This window comes from Bacillus cereus group sp. BfR-BA-01382, from assembly GCF_022663475.1.
GTDB lineage: Bacteria > Bacillota > Bacilli > Bacillales > Bacillaceae_G > Bacillus_A > Bacillus_A thuringiensis_S.
Map to the genome: position 1 here is coordinate 1 of NZ_JAKUFQ010000048.1, position 21,141 is coordinate 21,141.

Genomic DNA, 21,141 nt, shown 5'->3' on the forward strand with positions numbered 1-21,141 from the left:
AGAATCGCTGATATATTTAAATTATCGCCGGTATAATTTCATGTACTGTTTTTAACTGACAAAAGATAGGATATACATGTTACGTTATTCTATATAATCAAACAAAATACAGAGAAAAACAATCATTTTTACTATATTTTGTTATAAATTTGAATAATATTAATTAATACCATCCATTATAAGAGATTTTAGTTGAATACATACTATATGGTGTGTAAAATCTAAGCAAGTAGCAGTATAAATATAAATTCGAGGTGAATGCATGCTAGATTTTAAGCAATTAGAAACTTGTTTGAAAGATAAGAGATTTGTAGACGGATTACAGGAAATAAATAATGAAATTGCATATATAAAAGAAACGAATACTTTATCCTATGTGAAGAATTGGCTTGCCAATATTCCTTCGCATAAGGAGTTTGATATATTAATTCGCCTTACTGATGAAGGGCTTATGCACCAATGCAGTTCATTTCTCATTCGCTACGCTTATAAAAAATTCCCAAATATGAGAACGCTCTCTTTATATTGTGATGAGTTAATTGATGAGCGAAAAATTCTTGAAGCAGAGCAGTTGTTAAAATCTTCTTTAGAAGAGTTAGGTAAAGAAGAAATAGATGCAGATTTTTTAGCGAAAACATATTTTACGTTAGTACGATGTCTTTTAGAAATGAAACGAAACGAAGAAGCGCTAATGTATATGAAAAAAGCAGAGGAGTACAGTACACGTGCAGTCTTTGATAAATGGGGCTACGTTTATATGCATACAGGTGAATGGGAGAAAGCGGAAGAACAATTTATTGCTGGCATACAGCATGAAGATTGTGAAGAGTTATCTACCTATTTATTATCACAATTGTATGCGAATAAAGGGGAACAAAAACGTGCAATACAGTTAATTGATGATGCGATTGTAAAGTTTCCACAAGTACCATATTTTCATTTTGAGAAGGTAAAGTATTTATTAGATTTAGAGCAATATGAAGAAATGTTAGCGGTAATAGATAACATAAATACTCAGCTGCCATATCATGCCTATAATACTTACTTTGTACATTTACGTGCAGAAGCGTTGTACAAAATGAATAAGTTTGCAGATTTACAAAAGCTATTAAGAGAAGAAAAGAGTTTAAAAGAATCTTTATATCATAATTTAGAAAAAAATCCGGATGGAAAAAAGGTTCACTTGCCGATAGTTCCTATTGTACAAAAGGATAATTATTGTGTTCCGACAAGTTTAGAGATGATGTTGCGTATATGGGGAGAGAAACGTACACAAGATGAAATAGCAGAGTTTATTTTTGATATGACAGGTTCGAAGTTTTCAGATACTGTTTCTTATTTAGAAGAATTAGGTTATGAATATCGTTATTTTAAAGGGAATGAAGAGAATTATAAGAGACTGATTGACGAAGGAATTCCTGTTTTATTAAGTATAGATATTGAGCATGCTTCACACGTACAAGTTCTATCTGGATATGATGATACATTGCAAGCTTTCTATGTTCAAGATCCAAACTTTATAGAACCAGTTCTTGTGGAATATAGTAAATTACAAGAAAAATATCGTTATACAGGCTGTTTAGCAATCACGTTTGTTCCGAAAGAAAAGAAGGAGCAACTAGCGTTTCTAAGTGAAGAAGAAAATCGTTATTTTAAATCTATTTTTTCTCTTACGGATCATTTAGATGAACATGACAAAGAGGGAATTAGTAACTTAGTACAATTTTTAAAAGAAACGAGTGATAATCCAAATACGTGGTTATATACGATAAAGCACTTAGATGTTGAAGTAGATAAAGAATTTATTTTATATTGTATCGATAAGTTAATGGAAAAGTTTCCGAACTCGGACTTTGTTAAATTGCATGGTGCACAGTGTTTTATTCGTCTTCAGGAAGTAGACAAAGCCGAGCAAATGCTGACAAGCGTTGAGAAGAAAAATAATCGTGCATTATATCATTTGATAAATGGAAGATATGCTTTTGAGCAGGAAAGTTATATAGAAGCAATTTCAAGCTTTCGTTCATCGTTACAATTAGACGCAGATCAGCCTATTGCTTGGAGTTTTCTCGCTTTATCCTATATGTATATTGATCAATCTGAAAAAGCATTGCAATACTCTCAAGTTGCGTTAGAGCGTAGTCCTGAAAGGTTTACTTTAACGAATCACGGTATAATATTAATAGATTTAGAAAGATATGAAGAAGCATATGAAATCTTTAATGACTTGTTAAAAGAATATAAATATGAAGCACATGTATGGTATGAACGAGCGAGATGTGCACATCGACTAGGAAAATTATATTTAGCAATAAAAGGGCTTAAAGTAGCGATTCATTTGGATAGTAATGCACCTTACATTTATACAAAACTTTCGGAAATATACGAATCTGATTTGAAGGATGAGGAAAGTACGAAAGAAATTTTATTAAACGGTATTGAGAATTGTGATGATAAAGCATCTCTTTACGTAAAATTAGGTGACTATCATTTTCAAAATGATAGCTTGGAAGAAGCAGAAGTATTGTATAATCGTGCTTTAGAAGAAAATGATGAGGATGTTTATTCTCACTTCGGACTTACACAAGTTTATATGGCAAGAGAACAATACAAGGAAGCAAAAGAATATATTCTTGGTCTTGAGAAGCAAATTGAAAAGAGCCAAGATTTCCTCATGAATGCAGGAATGGTTTTATGGGATGCTGAAATTGAACTTGGTGGAAATGAAGAAGGGTTTAAAGTAGCGCTATCTAAGTTAGAAAATGGTATAAAGAAAAGTGATTATAATGTAGCAAGTGCGTTAGATGAATATGTGAATCGAATTAAAGGAACGGAATTTGTACAACGAGGTATAGCGTTTTTAAGAACGTTACACAAAGAAAGAAATGAAGTAAGTGAGTACGGTTGTTATGCAGGTATTTTATATGAATCTATTGGACAGTACGGCCAAGCGATGAAAAGATATAGTAAGGCGATAGAACAAAAGGAAACGGCATTACCGTATTACCGAATTGGTGAAACACTTATGGCATTAGGACAATTGACGGAAGCAAAACAAGCGTATGAAACATGTTTAGAGCTTGATGGGAATTTCGTAGGTGTACATTTACAGCTTGCGGAAATATACGAAAAAGAAGAAAACCGTTTTAAAGAACAAAGTCATATGGTTCAGGCGATGAAAGAAGAGCCGTTGCATATTAATATGGAATATTTGGCACAGCTTTCAGTAGATATGAATCTTCAGGAAGAATTGTTGACTGAACTAGAACAATTAGCGGAAGAAGTACCTGAAATATGGCGTTTAGATGCGATTGCATATGTGTACGGTGCGATGAATGAAATAGATAAAGAACAAGCACAGATTGAATACGCGCTACAATTAGATGGTGAGCATATAGAAGTTCTATATCATTATGCAAAAGTATTAGTGAAAAAAAGAAATGTAAAAGCAATTGAAGTTGCAATGAAAGTAATACAAAAAGATTTTGATAATGAACGTATATTTGATGTTTATGTAAAAGCAGTAGAGCAACATAAAAAATTGTCTAACATACGAGATTTTCTTCATACGTTAAAGGTGAAAAAAGCAGAAAGAAGTACAGCATTCATGTATGCTGCAGCTGCGGTTACGGAAATATGGATTGAACGCCAGCTGCATGAACAGCCGAAACGATCTATCATTACGAGAGCTTTTTATCGTATGAAAAATCGTGCGAAAGAAATTTCAATGGTTACTATGATAATTGATTTATATGAAATCTCTTTAAAGTTAAATCCGAAAAATAGTATGGCAGCACAGCGATTTGCGCTATTTTATGAGAATGTAGAGATGAATAAAGAAGCGATAGAGATTCTGCACACCTCACTAGAAAATAAATGGGATTATGAAGTAGCGAAGCAACTTGTAAATCTTTTCGTTGAGTGCGAGGAAGAAGATATGTTAAGAGATGCTTTGGAATTAACGAAGCAAATGGTTCGAGAACTACCAGATGATTATGATACTCTTCTTCTGCAAGCACAAGTATTCTTTAAAGCAGGGGAAGAAAGAAAAGCAGAAAAGATTACCTTACAATTAACGGAGCAAACACCGTTCGTAAGTAGAGCATTTCTTGCTTTAGGAGAAATATATCAAAGTCAAGAAAGGTTTGAAGAGGCAATTCAAGTATTAGAAAATGCTTCTATACATCATCCAAATGAAACAGTAATTCTTCTTTCTTTAGCGTCTTCATATCATGGTGCCGGCCAAACACTAAAGGCAGAAAAAATAACAAATGAAGTATTAACAATGGATGCAAGTGATTTGTTAGCAAGATATGATCGTGCTTGTTATTTAGCACAGTTAAATAGAAATGAAGAGGCGAAGGAAGAGCTTGAAATTGTCCTTCGTGAGGATGACTCGGGATTCTTTGTTGAACTTATTGAGGATGATGAAAATTTAGCAGCATTGCGAGAATTTGAAAAGTAATTGTATAAGAATAGGGGATAAGGATAAGAATATATTTTGAATTAGTTGACAATTAGTTGTCAAATGGCATAAAATAACTTTTAATAAAGTATACAAATCTGAAGACGAGAAAGAGTAAAATAGTGAACTGTTCTCCAGAGAGCCGGTATATTGCTGAAAGCCGGTGGGCAGAAGTTATTTGAAAATCATCTCCGAGGAGCCGAGGCTGAAAGTGAGTAAGCCCGGACGGATGTCTACCGTTACAAAGAACACGTATGATAGTACGTTGCTAAGCGCTATTAGTGAAAAGCTAATAGAATTAGGGTGGTAACGCGGGTAAACCCGTCCCTACTTCATAGGGGCGGGTTTTTTGTGTGCTTTTAAAACATTCAAAGGAGTGATTGTAGATGAAGAAAGTAGATGTAAAAGAGTCAGCTGTAGGGAGAGAAACACGTATTCGTAAGCAGTGGAACGAACAAAGCATTTTTGAACAATCAATTCAGAATCGAGAAGGCGCGCAATCGTTTGTGTTTTATGAAGGGCCACCAACGGCGAACGGTTTACCACACGTCGGCCATGCACTTGGTCGGGCAATTAAAGATTTAGTAGCAAGATATAAAACGATGGCTGGTTATAAAGTAGTAAGAAAAGCAGGATGGGATACACACGGTTTACCTGTAGAACTAGGTGTTGAGAAGCAACTTGGTATTTCTGGTAAACATGAGATCGAAGAATATGGTATTGAACCATTTATTCAAAAGTGTAAAGAGAGTGTTTTCACATATGAAAAGCAGTGGCGTGAATTCACTGAAAGTATTGGTTATTGGGTAGATATGGATGATCCATATGTAACTTTAGAGAATCCATATATCGAAAGTGTATGGCATATTTTGGGGACGATCCATGAAAAAGGATTGTTATATAAAGGACATAGAGTTTCACCATACTGCCCAAGCTGCCAAACCTCATTGAGCTCACATGAGGTTGCACAGGGGTATAAAACAGTAAAAGATTTAAGTGCAACTGTGAAGTTTAAAGTGGAAGATAGTGAAAATGAGTATTTCTTAGGTTGGACAACGACACCTTGGACACTTCCAGCAAACGTAGCGCTTGCTGTCCATCCAAATATGGAATACGTTAAAGCAAAACAAGAAGGTCATGTATATATTGTTGCGAAAGAACGTGTACAAGAAGTATTAAAAGAGAATTATGAAGTATTATCTGTTCATAAAGGCGAAGAATTATTAAACACATCTTATGCAGCCCCATTTCCGATGAAAGAAGTTACAAATGGTTACCGCGTTATCGCAGCAGATTTTGTAACAGCAGATAGTGGTACAGGACTTGTTCATATTGCTCCAGCATATGGAGAGGATGATTATAGAGTCGTTCAAAGTGAAGGATTGTCATTCTTGCACGTTGTAGATGAAAAAGGTGAGTATACAGAAGCAGTACCATTTTTGAAAGGAAAATTTGTAAAAGATTGTGACGTGGATATCGTTCGTTATTTAGCGAAGGAAGGTTTACTGTATCATAAAGAAAAATATGAACATAGCTATCCGCATTGCTGGCGTTGTGATTCACCACTACTTTATTATGCAGGAGAAAGTTGGTTAATCCGAACAACTGCAATTAAAGATACATTTTTACAAAATAATGATTCTGTTACTTGGTATCCGGATCATATGAAACATGGACGATTTGGTAAGTTTTTAGAAAATATGGTGGACTGGAATATTAGCCGAAATAGATATTGGGGAACGCCATTAAACGTATGGGAATGTGAAAGTTGTAATCATCAGTTCGCACCGAAAAGCATTGCTGAATTAAGAAAGCATAGTACGAACGAAACACCAGAAGATTTGGAATTGCATAAGCCTTATGTAGATGAAGTGCAAGTCTGCTGCGGGAAATGCGGAGGAACAATGAATCGTACACCAGAAGTAATTGATGTTTGGTTTGATAGTGGTTCTATGCCATTTGCACAATATCATTACCCATTTGAAAATAAAGAGTTATTTGAAGAGCAGTTTCCAGCGGATGTTATTGCAGAAGGAATTGATCAAACACGCGGCTGGTTTTATAGTTTATTAGCAGTCTCAGCACTGTATACAGGAAAAGTACCGTATAAACGAGTGTTATCATTAGGGCATGTCTTAGATGAAGAAGGACAGAAAATGTCTAAAAGTAAAGGGAATGCACTAGACCCAGTTGATTTAGTAGATAAGTTTGGTGCAGATGCGCTAAGATGGGCTTTACTTGTTGATAGTGCCCCGTGGAATGCGAAGCGTTTTTCTGAAAGAACAGTACTGGAAGCGAAATCTAAATTTGTAGATACATTAGTCAATGTGTATAGCTTCTACGTTTTATATGCAAATTTAGATGAGTATAATCCGAAAGAAACGTATAATGTAAAGCTTACGAAATTAGACGAATGGGTATTATCAAGATTGCATAGTACAACGAAAAAAGTGAGAACAGCACTTGATGATTATCAATTTACGAATGCAGCTCGTGAAATTGCAGCACTTGTAGATGAAGTGAGTAACTGGTATGTAAGACGCTCACGTAATCGTTTCTGGGAATCTGGTATGAACGCTGAAAAAGCTGCTGCGTATGAGACACTTCATGAAGTACTTGTAACAATTAGTAAATTAATTGCACCATTCACACCGTTTGTCGCGGAAGACATTCATCTTAATTTAGAAGGAAGTAGTGTTCATTTAGCTGATTATCCAGTTGTAAATGAATTACTACTTCAGCCGAAATTAGAAGCGGAAATGGATGCTGTTTTACAAGTTGTTGAACTTGGAAGAAGTAACCGTAATCAGCATTCTTTAAAAGTAAAACAGCCGCTAGCAGAACTTGTATTACTTGAGCATAACGAGAATGATATGGATTGGGAATCTTATCGTGATATCGTTATGGATGAGTTAAATGTAAAAGCGTTCCATGTTGAACTCGATGAAACAAAATACACATCATATCAATTGAAGCTTAATTTTAAAACAGCGGGGCCGAAGTTCGGTAAAAATGTGAATGCAGTGAATGGTTGGCTAAAACAATTATCACAAGAAGAAGTGCAAAACTTTGTATCAACAGGAAGAGCAGTTTACGAAGCAACACCAGGAGAAGAAGTAGTTGTAACTGCTGAAGATGTGTTAGTTGAGAAAGTTGCAAAATCAGGATTTTCTAATACGACTAACGGACAATACACAGTTATGTTAGATACGAATGTAACGGAAGAATTGTTACAAGAAGGAGTAGCGCGTGAATTCATTCGTGCGGTTCAAGAATATCGTAAACAGTTGAATTTACCAGTTAATTTACGAGTCGATGTTATTCTCGATACAGAAGTAGAGCTACAGCGAACGTTAACGAACCATAAAGATTTATTGGAAGAAAACTTACTCGTTAAACAATTTACATTTGGTCACTTAACGAACGAAGACGATGAACTTTCTTTAGGTGAGACAAAACTTAGAATTAAATTAAGTGCGGCTAATTAAAGAAAAAAGGAAGTTGGAATGATTCCAACTTCCTTTTTTGTATGATTAGAATTTATTTGACTATACATTCGATAGGATTACTAGCAATTTTCTTTTTTCATAGCGTACCGAAAACAATACTGTAGAAATATATTTCTACAGTATTGTTTTCACTTTACACATAAATATTGAGAAAATTTCACTTACCTCAAATGGAAAGGTAATAGAATTGTCCATAGAGAATTACTCCTAGATTCAATTTTTATCCCTCCATTTTGTGGAGAATGATTGCTGAGTGGTAACGGGATAAGGTTGAGCTACTTTATTAGGGGGAGTGGTTCTATGTTTAATAAAAAAATGGTGGCAATGGCAATGACTGTGCCGTTAGTAATGGGGACGATTTCTACGGTTTCGGCATTGGAAAAACAACAGCAAGTAAAGTTAGAAGCTTATTCGCCACAGAAAAAAGCAACTGAATATTTAAAAGAAAATGCTGCGCAGTATGGATTGAAGGCAGACCTTTCAGACTTGCAATATATTTCTACAACAGAAACGTCAGTAGCTTCATATGTTAGGTTTCAACAAGTTGTTAACGGTGCTCCTGTATTTTCAAAACAAATTACAGTTACTCTTAACGGAGAAGGGAAGGGAGTACTCGCTGTTTCTGATTATCAGCCTGTTACAGGTGTGAAGGAAGTAACGACAAAAATTAGTGAAAAAGATGCAATACAAAAATCAATGGCGTATGTTGGAGAAGCAAGTGAGCAAAACTTATGGGCTCCTACAGAGAAAGAATTCGGATATATTGTTGAAGAAGGAATGGCTCGTCCAGTATATAAAGTTGTAGTCCATTCTAATAATCCATTTGGTGCATGGGAAACATTTATTGATGCAGAAAATGGAAAGTTAATTAAAAAGGTTGATATAAACCGAAAAGCTGAAGGATCAGGAAAAGTATTTTTACCTAACCCAGTAGTATCTAGCGGTAGTAAAGTAGGCTTAAAAGATAATAACGATGCAGATTCAACAGCTCTAACGAACCAACTGAAAACTGTTACGTTAAAAGGTTTAGATGGAACAGGATTTTTAATTGGAGAATATGTAACGATTTCTTCAAAAGCGAAAACAAAATCTACGAATTTACAATTTAACTATACACGTGCAAATGATAGCTTTGAAGATGTGATGTCGTATTATCATATCGATACATTACAGCGTTACATTCAAGGGTTAGGTTTTAAAAATATTAATAACCGTTCGATAAAAGTGAATGTTAATGGTACAACTGATGATAATTCATTCTATTCTCCATCAACAAAAGCTTTAACTTTCGGTACTGGCGGTGTTGATGATGCAGAAGATGCTGGTATTATCGCACATGAGTATGGGCATTCGATTCAAGATAACCAAGTTCCTGGCTTTGGTAGTTCAGCAGAAGGCGGAGCGATGGGAGAAGGATTTGGCGACTTCTTAGGTGCTACATATGAAGATGCAGTATCGACTACAGGATACGGAAAAGCATGTGTTGGAGAATGGGATGCGACAGCTTACTCTAGTTCAGATCCAACATGCTTACGCCGATTAGATACGAATAAAGTATATCCGAAAGATATAACGAATGAAGTGCATGATGATGGTGAAATTTGGGCACAAGGTCAATACGAAATGGCACAAGCTTTTGGCCGTGATGTAGCAACAAAAATCATTTTACAATCACACTGGTCATTAACACCAAACTCTAAATTCAGTGATGGAGCAAAAGCGATTAAGCAAGCAGATGCTCTTTTATATGGCGGACAACATGCTGCTGATATCGATCGTATTTGGGCAGCGAGAGGCATTAGTACGAATTAATATAAAAAGTCGTGGCATTATAAGCCACGACTTTTTAATTTGCTTACGAACTGGTACTAGTAAATAAAGCTATATCAATGATAGTGTGAATATATCCGTATCCCATTTACTTTTTAGCTTCTTTAAAAACAAAATGTTCTTTAAATTTTCTAGATTCAACTTTTTGACCATTTCGCATCAATCGGAATGGGTGTTCTTGCCATGTAATAATAACATCAACCTCATCCGCTTTTGTAGCAACAGGTAAATTAGCGTGTTCAAATCCAGTTTTTCCACTTGCTAAACGACTTTCCTTTAGGGAAAAGAGTTCATATTTCGTTTTCTTATTTGGTTCGTTGCGGAATACTTCGACGTTTACGTTATATACTTCACTATTCCCGATATTCTTTACTGAAAAATGATATGTTTGAAATTCAGTTTTTTTAGCTTGAAGCATATTTTTGTTTGTTTTTTTCGGTTTATCAATATTCACTAGCCATTGACCAGAGTTTTGAGAGATTGGTAAAGATTTTGGTGAATAGGCGTATGTTTCGTTTACTACAATTAGGCAAAACAATAGGAGAAAGAAACTAATTGCTTTTTGCATATGCACACCTCACTTTAAATTTGTTTATTAATATGCGTGAAAAATACGGTTTTTATGTAAAAAATAGGAAAGTATTAGATGTGTAATTTCGGATTTGATACATAAGAATATGTATTACAAAATTAACTTTTCCCGTTTTAGAAGCAGTTAGGAGTTAGAAAATCAGAATGTTTCAAAAAAAATCTTGCATTTTATAAAGTTAGAAGTTAGAATACTCTGTAAATATAAAAAGTGATGATCAGGAAAAGTACATGGTGCAAAGGTCTACAGAGAGCAGCCGGTTGCTGAGAAGGTTGTGATACCGCATGATGGAAAGACACCTGTGAGTGTTGCTTTGAACGTGATTATTAGTAAAAGCAAACGGTACCTACCGTTATCAGGGCTAAGATGGTCAGTATGACAATTTGGGTGGTACCGCGGAAAAAAATCCGTCCCTATTTATAGGGGCGGATTTTTGTATTCTTTGAAAGGGGGTGAGTGACCGTGGATGATGACGATGACAACAATAACGTAAATAAATATAAAATTACTGGAGGGAAAAATAATGAATTCAATAATGAAGCGTTCACTCACAAAAGAATGTATGGAACAAAGTGGAAAGGTTGTATTACTTCAAGGATGGGTAAAAAAAATTCGGCATCTTGGAAATGTTAGTTTTTTATTATTACGGGACAGAACAGGAGTAATTCAATGTGTATTAGAGAATGGATTGGCTGGATATAAAGTTGATGTAGAAAGTGTTGTCCATGTAATCGGTGAAATAGTCGAGACGTCGAAAACAGAATTGGGTGTTGAAGTACTTGCTCATGAAGTGAAAGTAATAAACGGTGCAGAACCACTTCCATTTGAAATAAATAAAAAGAAGTTACAAGTGGGCTTAGATCAACTACTTAATGAGCGAGTAATATCATTAAGGCATGAGCGAACCGCAGCGATTTTTAAAGTGAAATCTACACTCGTTCAGAGCTTTAGTGAAATTCTTATAGAGAACGATTTCACACGGATCTTTACGCCGAAAATTGTTTCGCAAGGGGCAGAAGGAGGAGCAAATGTTTTTAAGCTTCCATACTTCCAAAAAGAAGCTTATTTAGCACAATCACCACAGTTCTATAAGCAAATGATGGTGGCAGGTGGGTTAGAACGAGTTTTTGAAATTGCACCTGTATATAGAGCGGAACATCATAATTCTTCCCGTCATTTGAATGAATATATATCGTTAGACGTAGAACTTGGTTTTATTCATGATTTTTATGAAGTGATGCAACTAGAAACGGATGTTTTACGATATATGTTTCAACAAGTAGCGAAAAAATGTGAAATAGAACTACAACTATTACAAATAGAAGTACCTGTTATTACTGAAATACCTAAAATTACATTGTTAGAAGCACAAGAAATTTTGAAAAGTAAGTATCGTAAAGAATCTCCTGTAGGGGATTTAGATACAGAAGGTGAAAAGTTACTAGGGAAATATGTAAAGGAAACATATAATAGTGAATTTGTTTTCATTACACATTATCCGAAAGAAGCGAGACCGATGTATACGATGCAAAATAAAGAGAATCCAGCTATTACTGATTCATTCGACTTATTATATAAAGGGTTAGAAATAACGTCAGGGGCACAGCGAATTCATAATTATGAAATGTTACTCGCTTCGTTTAAAGAAAAAGGATTACACCCAGAGAAATTTCAATCTTATTTAAATACATTCCGATACGGTTGTCCCCCGCATGGAGGTTTCGGAATTGGGTTAGAAAGGATTGTATATAAACTATTAGAATTAACAAATGTACGAGAGGCGAGTGCTTTTCCGAGAGATTGTACTCGTCTTATACCGTAAAAAGATGAAAATATAGACTCTTTCTTTTGCTAATAAGCTTAGTAAAAGTGAGTTATCAATATGAACCATTTCGACAAAAAATTAATATACCCCTTGACAGTTACAAATATAACCGATATACTTCATATTAATTTCAAAAGAAAATATATTCTAAATATTACAATGTGTTGAATAGGAGTAGTAAGGTCATGTATTTGTACAGAGAGCTATGGGTTGGTGCGACATAGTCAAATGACATCCTGAACTCGCCTAGGAGCAGTAAGGTGGAACGGAATCACATTCTTAGTAAATCTTAACGGTTAACCTTCGATATTAGGTTTGTAATCAAACGATTACTACTAAGGTGGATTCATAATGGAATCAATAAGGGTGGTACCGCGTTAAGTAAATGGCTTAGCGTCTCTTTATATAGAGATGCTAGGCCATTTTTTTATTATATGGAAAAAGAAGTGGAGGGTTTATTTGGATAGGTCTATAAAATTTATTTATCTATATAAAAAGATTTAATTAGGAGGAAAATGAGATGAAACAAACGGAGCAATGGACTTCGAAATTAGGTTTTATAATGGCTGCAGCAGGATCAGCAATTGGACTTGGCGCAATATGGAAGTTTCCTTATATCGCCGGGAAGAGCGGGGGAGGAGCATTCTTTTTAATCTTTATATTATTTACTATATTAATTGGATTACCACTACTTATAGCTGAATTTATGATTGGACGTAGTACGCAGAAACAAGCAGTTGGCGCATTTAAAAGTATTGCACCAAATACAGGGTGGCACTGGATTGGACGCCTTGGTGTTGGAACGTGTTTTATACTACTTTCATTTTATAGTGTTGTAGGTGGATGGGTGTTAATTTATTTATTCAGAGGAATTACTGGACAACTAATTGCACCGGGACAAAATTACGGAGCATTATTTACTGAAACAATTGGGAATCCCACTTGGGCTATTATGGGACATTTCGCTTTTATGTTCATTACGATATGGGTTGTATCAAAGGGTGTACAAAACGGAATTGAAAAAGCAAGTAAATATATGTTGCCAGCATTGTTCGTTTTATTTGTCGCTCTTATTATTCGTTCGTTAACACTTGATGATGCTATGAAAGGTGTGAAGTTTTTCTTACAACCAGATTTCTCAAAGATTACTTCGGAAAGTATTTTGTTCGCAATGGGGCAATCATTCTTTGCAATTAGTATCGGGATTTCAATTATGGTTACCTATAGTTCCTATTTAAATAAAAAAGAAAGTTTACCAAAATCAGCAATAACAATTGTTGGATTGAATTTATTTGTTTCTTTATTTGCAGGTCTTGCCATTTTTCCGGCCGTATTTTCATTAGGAATGGAGCCGACAGAAGGACCTGGATTACTATTTATCGTATTACCATCTGTATTTAGTCAAATCCCATTCGGTGGATTTTTCTTAACAGTATTCCTTGCACTATTTACATTTGCGACATTAACATCGGCATTTTCTCTACTAGAAACTGTTGTTTCAGCATTAGCAAATGGTGAACAAGAAAAGAGAACGAAATTATCATGGCTGATCGGTTTCGGCATTTTCTTAGTAGGTATACCATCAGCGTTATCATTTGGAGTATGGAGTGATATTACGGTTTTCGGAAAGAATATTTTTGATGCAGTAGACTTCTTATCTAGTAATATATTAATGCCACTTGGAGCACTATTTATTAGTATTTTCGTTTCATTCAAAATGGAAAAGAAGATACTAGAAGCAGAGTTTTTTGTAGGTGGAAATTATGGAAAGAAAGTATTTACTTGTTGGGCATTTTTACTTCGATTTGTAGCACCGCTCGCAATCATTATCGTCTTCTTAAATGTAATAGGGATTATTTAACATTAAATGTTATAATATTCAGTGAAAAAAGAAGATGGTGATGTTTATGGCGAATTTGATAGAAACAGGAGAGTATATGAATATTAGAGGGAAAAAGCTATACGTTGAAACACATGGAAATCCTAAAAATAAGCCAGTCTTATACTTGCATGGTGGACCAGGAGAGAGTTGTTATGATTTTTCATTTCATCAAGCGGAACGTTTAAAAGATTCTCTATATGTAATTATGATAGATCAAAGAGGTGTTGGTCGTTCAGAAAAAATTACTGAAGACGAAGCTTTTGGATTAAATGATTTGATTGAAGACTGTGAGGAATTAAAAAAAGTATTACAAATTGAGAAGTGGTCTATAATTGGACATTCTTTCGGTGGATATGTAGCATTGCTTTATGCGTCGATATATCCAAGTTCAATAGAGAAAATAATATTTGAAGGACCAACTTTTGATTTTGCATTAACAAGTAGAGCTTTGTTGCAAAAGACAGGGCATTTATTAAAAAAGTATGGAAAAGAAGAAGTAGCAAAAGAGTGCTTTGCTTATTCATCTAGCGATGCTAGTTCAGAAGAGTTGTTAGAAGCTTATATAAGATTAAGCGCTGAATTAGAAGAAAAAAGAATGGAGATTTACAATAATAAGGAAGATAGGACAGATGAGAGTTTATACAGTGATGAAGAGTGGGAAATATTTTCAAATCGCTCCAAAATGCACTTTGATAGATTAAAATTAGAGGGAGCATGTCATACATCATTATTATCAAAAATAAAAGATGTACAAAATCTAATGTTATTAATAGTAGGAAAACATGATGTAGTAACGTGTGAAGAACAAATTAAAACATTTAATAAAGATGCCCGAAACGGCAAGTATATCGTATTTGAAGAGAGCGGTCATTCACCTCATTATGAGGAAGCAGATAGATTTGCAGAAACAGTCATACATTTTTTGAAATGAAGAAAAGGGTGCTTCTATAAATGAGAGGCACTCTTTCTAAATTTCTGGATATGTGATTGTGATGTTAGGCCACTTACTTTGCCAATTCTTTTTTATAACTCTGTTTTTGTACATATGTAATCGTTCTTTCGATTTAAGAAAATGAGCTGTTGGTCTCACTTGTAAGGAAAGGACATCTTCAATACCACATGGGGCTGTTAATATAACATTGTTTAGTTCATCAAGTGTAACTCCTAAAGCCGTTGCTGTTTCAGGGAATTTAGAAATAGCATTAACAGAAGAAGAATATGGTGGCATATTATTCACTACATGCATACGAGCTTGATTTTTTACAGACCAAGGAATAGTAGCATCAATATTCATTAATTTCGTTTCTAATGATTGTTCGTATATCTCATCTTGATGTAGACTATCATAATAAATCACATCAACATCAGGCATAGCCGTTTTAGCTTCATAGTCATGTAAAGTATCCCAAATTTTAGAACGAACAAAGCCGGCACAAACCCACCAATCAGGTAACTCTAGTGATTTTGCCATTTGTAATACATTCATCATCCATTCGTCGTTTTCTATTAAGCGAATTATATCTTTCTCTGTTTTGATCTTCATTGATAAATTCACCTTTCTAGTAAATTAATGCATAAGTTCAATAATCCATAAAATCCAGTAAGCACCTGGTACAAATAGTAGTTGTGCCAATAATGTGCCGAGAAGTCTAGAAATCATTAGCCAACCATACATTTTACTCATAGATTCAGCACCGCTTTCTGATTGTAAAGCACGTTCTGTTAAAAGAGCAATGCGTGGATCGAGTAATACAGTTAATAAAATAGTGGCGAAACCATTTACAAGGCCAGAAGCTGTACTTGCATTTGTTGCATAATCTGGATTTAAAAAAGAAGCGTAAAGGGCAGAAAGTACCCCAGCTGTATAAATAGCAGTAGCAAACATGTTAATAAGCATAATACGCTTTGGAATACCACCGATACGCAGTCTATGAATCATTTCTAACTTTGGAAAGCGGACATATTTTTTTGTGTACTTTAATTTTTGAATGTTATTCGTTTTCATCATTCGAATGAAAGAACCGTCTGTTTCAAAGTTTTGAATGACATATCCAAATAGTTTTGTCAAAGTTGGATACAGTATAATCGCAAGCAATGTACCGATAGAAGCAGATAATAGTACAAGACGTATAATATGCTCTAAATCAATAGAAGGATCTAGTTTTGCTTCGTCCACAATCCCGCCAAGTAAAAAGGCTTGTAGTAAGTTTGACGTTCTTGAAATGAGTAATACAATTCCTACGACGGATAATGCGACAGCAATCTTCTTTAAACGAACCCCCGCTAATCGAATACTATAAGAGCTTGTTTCAACTGCGTGGATTACAATTGTGAAAGCCATTATAAAAATTAACGTAATTGACATTTGTTTCACCAGTTTCTATTAAAATAATTGTAACTTTTTTACTTTATCATATCTATCGTATTTTGTAACTGAAAGTATGTGACATATGGAAATTGATTTTTCGAAAAAATAGATAATGATAGTATAATAGGGAGAAGTGGAAGAGATGTTAGCAGTTATTTATACAGCAAATTAAGTGGAGGAATGAAACATGTATAAAACATTTCTATTTGATTTAGATGGAACTTTAACGGATCCGAAAGAAGGGATTGTAAATTCGGTTTTGTATGCGTTAAAAAAAGTAGGAATTGAAGAAGTACATATAAGTGAGTTAGATTCATTTATAGGTCCTCCTATTCAGCAATCATTCGTAGAGAGATATAATATGAGTGAAGGAGAGGTTGAACGTGCAGTTTTTTACTTCCGTGAGTATTTAAAGCAGCGTGGATTGTTTGAAAATAATGTATACGAGGGGATTCTGAAGCTCTTGCAACAATTAAAAAGTTCAGGAAATCGCATATTCGTAGCTACTTCAAAGCCCACTGTATTTGCGAAACAAGTTATAGAGCATTTTCAATTAACGAATTATTTCGAAGATATCATTGGAAGTAATTTAGATGGTACGAGAATAAAAAAAGAAGAAATAATTGCTCATATTTTACAAACAAATGAAGAACTAAATAAAGAAGAAATGATAATGATTGGTGATAGAAAGCACGATATAATAGGTGCGAATCAGAATGGAATTGCTTCAATTGGTGTTTTATATGGCTATGGCTGTGAGAAAGAACTGACTGAAGTTAGTGCGACTTACATAGTGAAAGATGTTGAAGAACTGTATCATTTTTGTGTAAGAAAAATTTTAATAAATCAGTAAATATAGGTACTAACAATCCCTTTATAACGTATGATGAGGAATTCGTTTCTGTTTAAAGGGATTTTTCATATGTAATCGAATATTTATAATTAGACATTTTTAGCATGAAAAAATTGTATGAATAAGAGGAGGGATGTCAGAATTAAAAGATTAGTAGAAGTTTATCAATAAATTTTAGAATATTCTGTTTAATGGAGGGGTAAAATTGGAGTTAGTTATTATATTATTAGCACTAAGTTTACTTATGTTCGTAGCATATAGAGGCTTTTCTGTTATTTTATTCGCACCGATATTTGCATTATTTGCAGTATTTTTGACAGAACCTAGTTATGTATTACCTTTCTTTTCTAATATCTTTATGGAGAAAATGGTTGGATTTATAAAGTTATATTTTCCTGTGTTTTTATTAGGAGCAATATTTGGAAAAGTAGTGGAAATGTCAGGAATTGCAGATTCTATCGCAAAAACGATTATTGAGTTAGTTGGTGAAAAACGTACTATATTAGCGATTGTATTAATGGGGGCTATTTTAACGTATAGTGGTGTTAGTGTGTATGTAGTAGTGTTTGCTGTTTATCCGTTCGCAGCTAAGTTGTTTCGACAAGCTAATATTCCAAAGCGTTTAATCCCTGGAACGATTGTTCTTGGAGCAGTAACGTTTACAATGGATGCGCTACCTGGATCACCACAAATTCAAAATGTAATACCTACAACATTTTTTAAAACGAATATTTATGCTGCACCGATACTTGGCATTGTAGGAGCAATTTTTGTTCTTACATTAGGTTTACTATATTTAGAGAGTAGACGTAAGAAGGCAAAAGCGGCAGGTGAAGGATATTTTGGTTTTAATGATGGAAATACTGAAATGGCAGCATCTTTGCAATTAGAACAAAAAAATATGCCATTAATTAATAACATTGAAATTACAAGAGCACAACAACTTATTGCATTTATACCACTTATTTTAGTAGGTGTAATGAATAAAGTGTTTACTATTATGATACCAAAGTGGTATCCAAGCGGTTTTGATTTTTCTGCAATTGGTATGAAAGCATTTGGAAAAGTAGAATTAAGTGCAGTAGTAGGAATTTGGTCTGTAGAATTGGCACTTATTATAGGGATCTTAACAACGTTATTATTATATTGGAAGCGAGTAGTAACAGGTTTCCAAGCTGGATTGAATACAAGTATTGGTGGAGCGCTACTTGCAACGATGAATACAGGAGCTGAGTTTGGATTCGGTGGTGTCATTGCAGCACTTCCAGGCTTCGTAATTATGAGAGATGGCATCTCTGCTACTTTCACAAATCCGTTAGTGAATGGTGCAGTAACGACGAATATTTTAGCTGGAATTACAGGCTCTGCATCAGGAGGAATGGGAATAGTATTAAGTGCAATGGGAGATAAATTTATTGCAGCGGCCAATCAATTTGATATTCCATTAGAAGTTATGCACCGTATCGTATCAATGGCATCAGGAGGAATGGATACACTACCGCATAACGGGGCTATTATTACTATTCTTACAGTAACAGGATTAACACATAAACAGTCCTATAAAGATATATTTGCTATTACAGTTTTGAAAACGGTTGCTGTATTTTTAGTTATCGCGTTCTATACTTTAACAGGACTCTATTAAAAATTCGAATCGTAAAGATTCATCAAATCGATAATTTATATCATAAAATATTAAATAGGATAAGAAGGGGTGGAGTACTTGCAAGAAGTTTCTGAGTTTCGTATGCCAAAGTCGGTATTATATGGAAGGAATTCGCTTGAAAAACTTGGGGAACAATCAAAAAAGTTAGGGAAAAGAGCTTTTATAGTTACTGATACAATTATGGAGAAATTAGGATATCTTGAAAAGTGTATACAACAACTAAATAAGAAAAGTATTACTGTTAGTACATATAATAAAGTGGATGCTGAACCTACAAATATACACGTGTTAGAAGCCTTATCTCTTTGTAAAGAGGAAAAGTGTGATTTTATTATCGGTATTGGTGGTGGAAGTTGTATTGATGCTGCGAAAGCAGTAGCGGTTTTATATACAAATGGTGGAGAAGTTGAGGATTATGTCGAAAAGGATATTGAAATAGAAAACAATCCACTACCACTTATTGCAATTCCAACAACTTCTGGTACTGGATCGGAAGTTACAAGTGTAGCAGCAATTACGAATAAAAAAACAGATGTAAAAATGATGATGAAGCATCCTAGTTTTATACCGAAAGTAGCAATTATAGATCCAGTTTTGACAAGTTCGTTACCACCACAAATTACGGCAGCAACAGGAATAGATGCGTTATGTCATGCGATTGAAGCTTATATTTCTAAATTTTCACAGCCACTTACAGATGTACTTGCTCTTTCAGCTATTGAAAGTATTATGAAATATTTACGTATAGCATATGAAGATGGACGTAATATGGAGGCAAGAGAAGCGATGATGATTGCTTCCTTACAAGCTGGAATTGCATTTTCTAATGCATCAGTTACATTAGTTCATGGAATGTCAAGGCCAGTGGGAGCATTATTTCATGTACCGCATGGAATATCAAATGCCATACTATTACCTACAGTGTTAGAGTTTACAAAAACAAGTGCAGTGAAAAGGTTAGCAAAAATTGGACGTAGTTTAAATAAGGATTTGTATTCGAATTCTGATGAGGAAGTAGCAGACTACACGCTTGGGGAAATAAAAAAACTTTGCTTTGATCTTCGTATTCCAAATTTAAAAGAATATGGAATCGATGAAATTGAATTTGAAAATGCTATTTCTAAAATGGCATCAGATGCAATTGAAAGTGGTAGCCCAGCTAATAACCCACGTGTTCCATCATATGATGAAATCAAAGCGTTGTATCGAGAGTGTTTTAATTATAAGTATAAAGAATTTATAAAAACATCAGATTGTTAATTTCAGAATATTCTATAAAAATTTCCTTGGAAATGAAAGTACAATTACTCTTTATTATTTCCATATTAAATTCCGTAAAACAAGACTTTATATTTCAAACTTAAAGTCTTGTTTTATTATGTATAATATATACAATAAAACGTTGTTATTAGTTTTATAAAAAAGTTTAGGTAGGTGTTGTTTATATGAAAACGATAGGTCTTATAGGTGGTATGAGTTGGGAATCAACTTCTGAATATTATCGAATTATTAATGAAGAAATAAAAGAGAGATTAGGAGGGCTACATTCAGCAAAATGTTTGATTAATAGTGTGGATTTTGAAGAGATTGAACGATGTCAGTCTAGCGGAGATTGGGATGGTGCTGGAGAAATTCTAGGGAATGCGGCATATTCATTACAAAAGGGAGGAGCAGACTTTATAATCATTTGTACAAATACAATGCATAAGGTAGTTGGAAAAATAAAGGCGAAAATTGATATTCCAGTCTTACATATTGCTGATGCAACTGCAAAAGCAATTAAAAGAAAAGACATTCAAAAGGTTGGTCTGCTTGGAACTACATATACAATGGAGCAAGATTTCTATAAGTCACGTATAGAAGAAAATAATATAAAAGTAATAGTACCATCAGAAAAAAATAGAAAAGAAATAAATAAAGTAATATATACAGAATTATGTTTAGGAAAAATAGTATCTCAATCTAGAGAATATTATAAAAGAGTCATCGAAGAGTTAGTGCAAAAAGGAGCACAGGGAATCATATTAGGTTGTACAGAAATAGGGTTATTAATAAAGCAAGAAGACGTATCTGTCCCGATATTTGATACGACTCATATACATGCAATTGAAGCAGTCAAGGTAGCTCTAGATAGAATGTAATTATATTATGTAA

At 34.2% G+C, this 21,141-nt stretch carries 13 protein-coding genes and 3 other annotated features; of the genes, 10 read left to right on the forward strand and 3 right to left on the reverse strand.

Features of this window, described 5'->3' with window-relative positions; translation table 11 throughout:
* The first annotated feature begins 262 nt into the window (after positions 1 to 262).
* From MR160_RS18760 to MR160_RS18770, 3 genes are all read left to right on the forward strand, one after another.
* On the forward strand, positions 263 to 4,465 hold the full coding sequence (locus tag MR160_RS18760; RefSeq protein ID WP_097825955.1) for a bacteriocin-processing peptidase family protein: 4,203 nt from the start codon (positions 263 to 265) through the stop codon (positions 4,463 to 4,465).
* Between the two features lie 92 nt (positions 4,466 to 4,557).
* Positions 4,558 to 4,797 (forward strand) — a binding site (T-box leader).
* 54 nt (positions 4,798 to 4,851) lie between these two features.
* Positions 4,852 to 7,953, forward strand: coding sequence for an isoleucine--tRNA ligase (gene ileS / locus MR160_RS18765; protein ID WP_000754894.1), 3,102 nt, complete (start codon positions 4,852 to 4,854; stop codon positions 7,951 to 7,953).
* A gap of 321 nt (positions 7,954 to 8,274) precedes the next feature.
* Positions 8,275 to 9,786 carry a M36 family metallopeptidase gene (locus tag MR160_RS18770; RefSeq protein ID WP_000482263.1) on the forward strand — a complete coding sequence of 504 codons (1,512 nt, stop codon included), beginning with the start codon at positions 8,275 to 8,277 and terminating at the stop codon, positions 9,784 to 9,786.
* A 106-nt stretch (positions 9,787 to 9,892) separates the two neighbouring features.
* On the opposite strand, the gene MR160_RS18775 is transcribed toward MR160_RS18770, so the two are convergent.
* On the reverse strand, positions 9,893 to 10,372 hold the full coding sequence (locus MR160_RS18775) for a hypothetical protein (protein WP_001167924.1): 480 nt from the start codon (positions 10,370 to 10,372) through the stop codon (positions 9,893 to 9,895).
* Between the two features lie 225 nt (positions 10,373 to 10,597).
* Positions 10,598 to 10,811 (forward strand) — a binding site (T-box leader).
* A 105-nt stretch (positions 10,812 to 10,916) separates the two neighbouring features.
* On the opposite strand from MR160_RS18775, the gene aspS reads away from it, so the two are divergent.
* From aspS to MR160_RS18790, 3 genes are all read left to right on the forward strand, one after another.
* Positions 10,917 to 12,215 (forward strand): aspartate--tRNA(Asn) ligase, encoded by a 1,299-nt coding sequence (aspS, locus tag MR160_RS18780; RefSeq protein ID WP_001084710.1) that lies wholly within the window; start codon positions 10,917 to 10,919, stop codon positions 12,213 to 12,215.
* A 158-nt stretch (positions 12,216 to 12,373) separates the two neighbouring features.
* Positions 12,374 to 12,622 (forward strand) — a binding site (T-box leader).
* A gap of 116 nt (positions 12,623 to 12,738) precedes the next feature.
* A complete protein-coding gene (locus MR160_RS18785) occupies positions 12,739 to 14,079 on the forward strand; it encodes a sodium-dependent transporter (protein WP_097825954.1) in 1,341 nt (446 codons plus the stop codon).
* Positions 14,080 to 14,125: 46 nt separating this feature from the next.
* Positions 14,126 to 15,031, forward strand: coding sequence for an alpha/beta fold hydrolase (locus tag MR160_RS18790; RefSeq protein WP_001284944.1), 906 nt, complete (start codon positions 14,126 to 14,128; stop codon positions 15,029 to 15,031).
* Between the two features lie 36 nt (positions 15,032 to 15,067).
* Here MR160_RS18790 and MR160_RS18795 read toward each other — a convergent pair whose 3' ends face one another.
* The gene (locus tag MR160_RS18795; protein WP_000695364.1) at positions 15,068 to 15,643 is read right to left on the reverse strand and encodes a nucleotidyltransferase family protein; all 576 of its coding nucleotides are present in this window, start codon (positions 15,641 to 15,643) and stop codon (positions 15,068 to 15,070) included.
* Positions 15,644 to 15,667: 24 nt separating this feature from the next.
* A complete protein-coding gene (locus MR160_RS18800) occupies positions 15,668 to 16,465 on the reverse strand; it encodes a lipid II flippase Amj family protein (protein ID WP_000028912.1) in 798 nt (265 codons plus the stop codon).
* Between the two features lie 190 nt (positions 16,466 to 16,655).
* Here MR160_RS18800 and MR160_RS18805 point away from each other — a divergent pair, with 190 nt between their 5' ends.
* The 4 genes from MR160_RS18805 (at position 16,656) to MR160_RS18820 (ending at position 21,128) form a co-directional block, all read left to right on the forward strand.
* The gene (locus MR160_RS18805) at positions 16,656 to 17,321 is read left to right on the forward strand and encodes an HAD family hydrolase (protein WP_000278487.1); all 666 of its coding nucleotides are present in this window, start codon (positions 16,656 to 16,658) and stop codon (positions 17,319 to 17,321) included.
* A gap of 205 nt (positions 17,322 to 17,526) precedes the next feature.
* Entirely contained in the window at positions 17,527 to 18,966 is a 1,440-nt protein-coding gene (locus tag MR160_RS18810; protein WP_000424340.1) for a GntP family permease, read from the forward strand.
* A 78-nt stretch (positions 18,967 to 19,044) separates the two neighbouring features.
* The gene (locus MR160_RS18815; protein ID WP_242297855.1) at positions 19,045 to 20,247 is read left to right on the forward strand and encodes an iron-containing alcohol dehydrogenase; all 1,203 of its coding nucleotides are present in this window, start codon (positions 19,045 to 19,047) and stop codon (positions 20,245 to 20,247) included.
* A gap of 185 nt (positions 20,248 to 20,432) precedes the next feature.
* Positions 20,433 to 21,128, forward strand: a complete 696-nt coding sequence (locus tag MR160_RS18820) for an aspartate/glutamate racemase family protein (RefSeq protein ID WP_000848566.1) — start codon at positions 20,433 to 20,435, stop codon at positions 21,126 to 21,128.
* Positions 21,129 to 21,141 lie beyond the last annotated feature (13 nt).

Excerpts from the sequence above, each read along its gene's own strand:
- MR160_RS18760 (WP_097825955.1), top strand. The coding sequence starts at position 263 with ATGCTAGATTTTAAGCAATTAGAAACTTGTTTGAAAGATAAGAGATTT.
- ileS (WP_000754894.1), top strand. The coding sequence starts at position 4,852 with ATGAAGAAAGTAGATGTAAAAGAGTCAGCTGTAGGGAGAGAAACACGT.
- MR160_RS18770 (WP_000482263.1), top strand. The coding sequence starts at position 8,275 with ATGTTTAATAAAAAAATGGTGGCAATGGCAATGACTGTGCCGTTAGTA.
- MR160_RS18775 (WP_001167924.1), bottom strand. The coding sequence starts at position 10,372 with ATGCAAAAAGCAATTAGTTTCTTTCTCCTATTGTTTTGCCTAATTGTA.
- aspS (WP_001084710.1), top strand. The coding sequence starts at position 10,917 with ATGAATTCAATAATGAAGCGTTCACTCACAAAAGAATGTATGGAACAA.
- MR160_RS18785 (WP_097825954.1), top strand. The coding sequence starts at position 12,739 with ATGAAACAAACGGAGCAATGGACTTCGAAATTAGGTTTTATAATGGCT.
- MR160_RS18790 (WP_001284944.1), top strand. The coding sequence starts at position 14,126 with ATGGCGAATTTGATAGAAACAGGAGAGTATATGAATATTAGAGGGAAA.
- MR160_RS18795 (WP_000695364.1), bottom strand. The coding sequence starts at position 15,643 with ATGAAGATCAAAACAGAGAAAGATATAATTCGCTTAATAGAAAACGAC.
- MR160_RS18800 (WP_000028912.1), bottom strand. The coding sequence starts at position 16,465 with ATGTCAATTACGTTAATTTTTATAATGGCTTTCACAATTGTAATCCAC.
- MR160_RS18805 (WP_000278487.1), top strand. The coding sequence starts at position 16,656 with ATGTATAAAACATTTCTATTTGATTTAGATGGAACTTTAACGGATCCG.
- MR160_RS18820 (WP_000848566.1), top strand. The coding sequence starts at position 20,433 with ATGAAAACGATAGGTCTTATAGGTGGTATGAGTTGGGAATCAACTTCT.